At 59.5% G+C, this 6,601-nt stretch carries 2 protein-coding genes; both read left to right on the forward strand.

Annotation, left to right across the window (positions count from 1 at the left end; translation table 11 throughout):
- Window positions 1-113: 113 nt before the first annotated feature.
- Entirely contained in the window at window positions 114-1,289 is a 1,176-nt protein-coding gene (locus tag E7002_RS09005) for a diguanylate cyclase (RefSeq protein WP_303728569.1), read from the forward strand.
- Window positions 1,290-1,367: 78 nt separating this feature from the next.
- Window positions 1,368-6,601: InlB B-repeat-containing protein (locus tag E7002_RS09010; protein ID WP_303728570.1), on the forward strand; the 5,234-nt coding region annotated here is incomplete at its 3' end.

Consider the following 6,601-nt stretch of genomic DNA (forward strand, 5'->3'; position numbering starts at 1 on the left):
AACGGCATCCCGTTTGGCACCAACTGCAATGCCCCGCTTCCTACAATACAGATAGTAGGGATAGGTACGCCTGTGCCCGTGTGCACAAGAGAGAACAGCAGGGGGTGTGCGTTATGTTCGAGCTGGAAGCATGGATCGCAATCGACGCGGTTTCCGCAGCTGTGCTTGTTATTCTATTCGCTGCCACTCACGATGGCTCCGTTCTGCGCAGCCGTCAGCGCCGCTTCTTCCGTCGTGCCCTGTGCATGATGGCTGGCCTGGTGCTGGTCGATGTGCTAGCTCACCTGCTGCAGGGCATGCCCAGCGTTTTCTTCCCCCTGGCGTTTCTCCAGCAGGCGCTTATTCCCGTCTGCCTGTTCCTGGGCGTTGCATATGCCGCCTCTTGCATCGAAGTCCATCGTGCAATGCCCACGTGGTGGCACGTCGCGAACGGCGTCGTTTGCGCGGCCGATATCATCTTCCTGTCCGTTATGGCAACCGCCGGCATGCTGCCCGGCCCGTTCGGCTCTCTGGTTCCGTCGAACGGATGGGTCTGGTGGGCGCAGGCAGCATTCCTCTGCATCTACCTTGTGGTCGACGCCATCTTCTTCCTGGTGCGCCAGGTGCGCATCGGAACGACGACGGCCTACTCGCTCGTGCTTGCGATGGGCATTATCGTCACGGGCATTGGGCTTCAGCTCATTGTCTCCAACACCATGGTTCTTCCCGCTGCGTTCGCCATCGCGGCACTTTCGCGTTACGCGGTCGTGCAAGCCGAAGGTACGAGCGTCGATTTCCTCACGGGTATCTGGAATCGCCGTGCGCTCGACCGCAAGCTCGATCAGCTTGTGCGTTCGCATCGCACGTTCGGCGGTTTGCTCATCGACATCGATGAGTTCAAGAACATCAACGATCACTTCGGCCACGTAACGGGCGACGCCGTTTTGGTCGAATTCTCCAAGCTGCTCGTCGACTGCTTCCGCGTCGACGATACCGTTGCTCGCTACGGCGGCGACGAGTTCTTCGTCATTGTGGAAGTTAATGACGAAGCAATTCTCTCTCTTATCACCAAGCGCGTGCGCGAGACGCTCATTCGTTTCAACGACGAAAGCACTCTGCCGTGCGAGGTTCAGATTTCCATCGGCAGCGCACTCTACGTGCCGGGCGATGACATCGACGATCTTCGAGATAAAGCGAAGCGTGCGAGCTCCGCTTTGGAATACGTAAACCGGTTGGACGCGGCTATGTATGCCGAGAAGGCGCAGAAGCGCATTCTGCGTGGGAACGTCCAATCGTGCGTTTCGGCTTAGGCCGTTAGTCGGGAGTGAACGCAGGCGTCCGGATGACGCGTTGCGACGAGAAGGTAGGTGTCGAAAATGAAACGGGATATGAAGCAGTCAAACACGGAAAGCGTTGGCAACAAGCCAACATCTTCCAAGGCTCGTATGCGCAAGCGTTTCGACAAGGTCGTTGCCGTCATGTGCACCATTGCCATGGTGTTTGCCATGGTGCCGAATGTGGCACTGGGCAATGACGACGCACTGTCCGAGGCTATGCTGCAGGGCGAGTCTGAAAGCGTAGCCGCCGCAAGCGGCGACACCCAGACGAATGACGCGACTGCCGTCGTTCAAGCTGCCAGCGAAGAGGCAGATGCGCAGCAGGCTACTAATACTAGTACGGAAGCGGACAAGGCGCAGGCCGAACCCGCTACTACTAATACTAAGGCCGAGTCTGGCGCTACCGAGCAGAAGGCAACTGAGTATCCCGCCGTCACGTTCGATACCGAACATGCCAATGGCGTTGCCGTGAACGTTTCCGCTCCCAAGGGCGCGCTGCCCGAGGGAGCCAAGCTTGTCGTTACGGGTGTTTCTGCGGCAAGCGTTCTGGGCACCGTTAACGATGTCGTAGAGGGCAACGTAACCACTGGCAACATTGCCGCCGTGGATATCTCCTTTACCTACGAGGATCCCGCTACGGGCAAGACGAGCGAAATCGAGCCCAAGCTTCCCGTCACCGTGAAGCTTGCTTCCGATGGCATTCGCGAAGCGCAAGCCGATGCCGATGCAAACGTTGACATCGTCCACATTCCCGACGCTGGCTCCGCCGAAGTTATCCCGTCTTCGACGACCGCCTCCGATCAGGTTCAGATTTCCTCCCAGGACTTCTCGGTTTATGCAATCGTCACCACCGTCACGCCGCGCCTGACCGTTACCTTCCAGAACGGCGCGAGCGAGAATCCCGCAATGATCATCAAGGCGAATGACACCGCCGAGGAAGTCGAGAGCATCATCTACGATCCCGGCGTAGAGGGCCTTGCCTCCAATGAGATCTTCCGCGGCTGGACGACCGACCCGAACTACACCGCCGGCACCGAGTTGCTCACCATCGCCGATGTGCGCGAAGCTGCCATGGAAACCGCTGCTTCGCTTACGGGTGATAGCAGCGTTACCTACTATCCGGCGATCTTCAAGCAGTACAAGATTGACTACGTTGACGAGAGCGGCGTTTCCCAGGGTGCGGAAACCGTCGAGGTTCCCAGCAACGTGCAGTCGGGCGAAGGCACCTATACGGTGAACATGGGCTACACGCCCACCGACCCCGAGCGCAACTTCGAGGGTTGGCTGGTTTCCGAGGGCAAGTCGAACATCGCGGGTTACGAAGAGGGCCACGTATACAAGAACGGCGACACCATTACCGTTACCGGCGATGTAAAGTTCTCCGTTTCCGAGCCCCTGGGCCATTGGCTCGTGTTCGACGAGAATGGCAAGGGCGGTACGTATAACGCTCCCGAGTTTGTGAAGGCCGGCGAAGTCAGCACGAAGCCGTGCGACGACAGCGCAATGGTCCGCTTTGGTTATACGTTCGGTGGCTGGTTCACCGATCAGGCTTGCACCGCTGGCCATGAGTTCACGTTCGGCACCGAATTGGCCGAGGGCATGACCATCTATGCCAAGTGGATTCCCAATACCACCGCGAACTACACGGTCATCATCTGGAAGCAGAACCTGAACGCCGATGGCTACGACTTCGAAGAGGCCATCACGCTTTCCGGCAGCGTGGGCTCTACCGTGAACACCGTTTCGAAGCAGGGCAATGGCGATAGCGCGTATGCGCGCATTAACGGCACCAACAAGCAGTACACCGGTTTCCATCTGGATAGCTTCGACCAGAACGTAACCATCACCACCGAAGGCAATGCTGTGGTGAATGTGTACTACGACCGCACCCAGTACACCCTCACGTTCCGTAAGCCCGGTGGCATGTTCTCTCACAGCACGACGTACAAGACCATCACGGCGCTGTATGGCCAGTACATTGGCGACAACTTCCCCATTACCGATAACGGCGCCGACGCCGAATGGCGCTGGGATCCCCAGAATAGCAGCACGTTCGATCAGGTGCTCGTGTACATCGACGTCATGCCTGCTGAAAACGTTACGTTCAATCGTGACACGTCCAATGCAAGCACCAAGTACATGGAGTTCTACGTTGAGGCTCTTCCCGGGCAGGCGGCAGACCGCACCTGGAATGGCAAGAGCTTCGTGAAGTACGGAAATACCATTCCTGCGAAGTACAACTTCTTCACTGAGGCCGAAGATTTCGTTGAGCTTACGGGTTACGAGAAGTACGGTTCCGACCCTGCGTTCGTGAACGGTAGGGCCGACGTGGAAGGCGGCGGCACCATTCGTTTCTACTACACGCGCAACTCCTACACTATTAACTACATGGACGGCGTCTATGTAGACGGCAATGGCAATGCACTGGACGAGATGAACCGTGGCCAGCTGGGCGAGAACGACGGCGTAAGCTACGGAGCGGACCTCAGCTCGTACAACCAGGGTGGCGCAAACTACTTTGCTCCTGAATGCACGGGGTATGCATTCGAGGGATGGTACATTGATCCCGAGTGCACCCAGCCTTACAGTTTCACGACCATGCCCGAGGGCGGCGTTACGGTGTACGCCAAGTGGCGCCAGGTTCAGTACCGCGTGTTCTTGCATCCCAATGCCGGCACGCAGCAGAGCGACCCGAGCCTCGATTGGGGCTCGACGAGTCAGGCGATGAACTTCCGCGTTGGGTACGAGGGAACCGTTTCCCTTCCCAATACGGCGCTGCGTGATGGCTACGAGTTCGTGGGTTGGTATTCCGACGCCGCTTGCACCAAGGTATTCAATGAGAACACCAAGCTTACCGATGCCATCGCCACTGACTATAACAAGCTGACCGATTTCACGGACGTCATGGACCAGTGGGGCAATGGCGCAACCTACAATTCCGATATCACGGGCTTCAATGGCTCCGACCGTTTCTGGATCACCAAGCGCGTAGATGTATACGCCAAGTGGCGTGCCGTTCTGGTTGGCGCCGATGGAATCAACGTCCTGTACGACGTCAATACCGCCGAGGGCGGCAAGCAGGGCTCCCAGCCCACCGATACTAGCTTCTATACGGAGGCTGCATACGTAACCGCTGCTTCGGCTGCACAGCCGGCCGATCCCACGGCAAAGCGCTTTAAGTGCTGGGTCGTTCAGACGTGGGATGAGGCATCCCAGTCGTACGTTGATACCGACGAAATGGTTCTGCCGGGCGAGTCCTTCGAAATCCATCAGGCAGATGCTCGCGTTGTCGAGCGTTCTGGCAGCACGCCCGAAGATCCGAAGTACACCTACACGGTGCAGCTGAAGGCCGTCTACGAAGACGTTGAGGAAAAGACCCCCACGCACATCGATTGGTACAGCAACTATGGCTCCGAGAATGATGGCAAGGGCGTCCTCTACCACAGCGATAGCGATCTGAGCATCAACGAGGCCGTAAACATCCAGAGCGCGCCTACGCGCGAGGGCTACAGCTTCATGGGCTGGACGAAGACCCAGGGTGGTACGGAAGCCGACTTCCTGGCATGGGATGGCGAGCAGTACACCACCACCGTTGATGGCGAGACGTACGTGGTGACGCAGGTTGCCGCTGACGAGAAGCAGCCGTACGAGGATCTGTATGCGGTATGGCAGCCCAGCCTGAACGTTCAGATCACGGGCAACACCAGCACGGTTACCTACAACGGTTCTGAGCAGTCGGTTACGGGCTACACCGTTACATATATGTATGCGGGCGGCGAAGCCACTTCCACTGCTCCCGAAGGCGTGACCGTAACGCTGAAGCCGGGCAAGGAAGCCGTCGCCAAGGGCACCGACGCTTCCGAAGAGAAGTACATGATGGGCCTCACGCTCGATGACTTCGAGGTTACCGCGCCGGGTTACAACTACGATCCCACGAATGCGTTCAACACCTACACCGACGGTTGGCTGAAGATTGACAAGCAGACGCTGGACGTTACCGCCATCACCTACAATGGCGCGTATGACGGCCAGGCTCATGAGGGTGGCGTTTCCTCCACTCTGCCCGAGGGCACCACACTTCTGTACACCACCGACAATGGCGAAACCTGGAGCAGTGAGGCTCCCAGCATTACCAATGTTGGCTCCATCACGTACGCCGTGAAGGCCACGAACCCGAACTACCAGGATGGTATCGCCCTGGGTACGCTGACCGTTACCAAGAAGGCGGTTACCGTCACCGCTCAGGACAAGGAGTTCACCTACAACGGCACGGCTCAGAGCTGGAGCGGATACGACGTAATCGGCCTGGTCGGCAATGACGCCATCAACGCCACGGTTGCTGGCTCCATCACCTTCCCGAGCCAGAGCCCCGTTGCCAACGTGGTCACCGGCTACGAGTTCACCACGGGCAATGCCGACAACTACAGCGTGACCACCGCCAACGGCGAGCTCACGATGAGCAACGCCTCCCAGGCGATCACCATCACGGCGGCTTCCGACTCCAAGACGTATGACGGCACGGCCCTGACCGCCGCGGGCGTCACCGTCACCGAGGGCAGCCTGCTCCCGGGCGACGAGCTCGTGGCCGAGGCCACCGGCTCCGCCACCAACGTGGCCGACACCGCCGCCGGCAACAACCCCGTGGCCGCCGGCTACAAGGTCATGCACGGCACCGAGGACGTGACCGCCAGCTACGTGGTCACCACCCAGGCTGGCACGCTGACCATCGAGCCCAAGGCCGTAACCATCACGGCCCAGAGCAAGGCCTTCGCCTACACGGGCCAGGCCCAGAGCTGGGGCGGCTACGACGTGGATGGCCTGGTGGGCGATGACGCCATCAGCGCCACGGTGACCGGATCCATCACCTTCCCGAGCGAGAGCCCGGTTGCCAACGTGGTCGAGGGCTACGAGTTCACCGCGGGCAATCCTGACAACTACAGCGTCACCACCGCCAATGGCGAGCTGACCATGACGAACGCCTCGCAGGCGATCACCATCACGGCGGCCTCCGAGTCCAAGACCTACGACGGCACGGCCCTGACCGACGCGGGCGTCACCGTCACCGAGGGCACGCTGTTCCCGGGCGACACCCTGGTCGCCGAGGCCACCGGCTCCGCCACGAACGTGGCCGACACCGCCGCCGGCAACAACCCCGTGGCCGTCGGCTACAAGATCATGCACGGCGAAGAGGACGTGACCGCGAACTACGCGATCACCCCGGTCGCCGGCACGCTCACCATTAATCCCAAGGCAGTCACCGTCACGGCTGCCAGCCAGGAGTTCAC

This window comes from Denitrobacterium detoxificans (assembly GCF_015062615.1).
In the GTDB taxonomy this organism is placed as follows: Bacteria; Actinomycetota; Coriobacteriia; order Coriobacteriales; family Eggerthellaceae; genus Denitrobacterium; species Denitrobacterium detoxificans_A.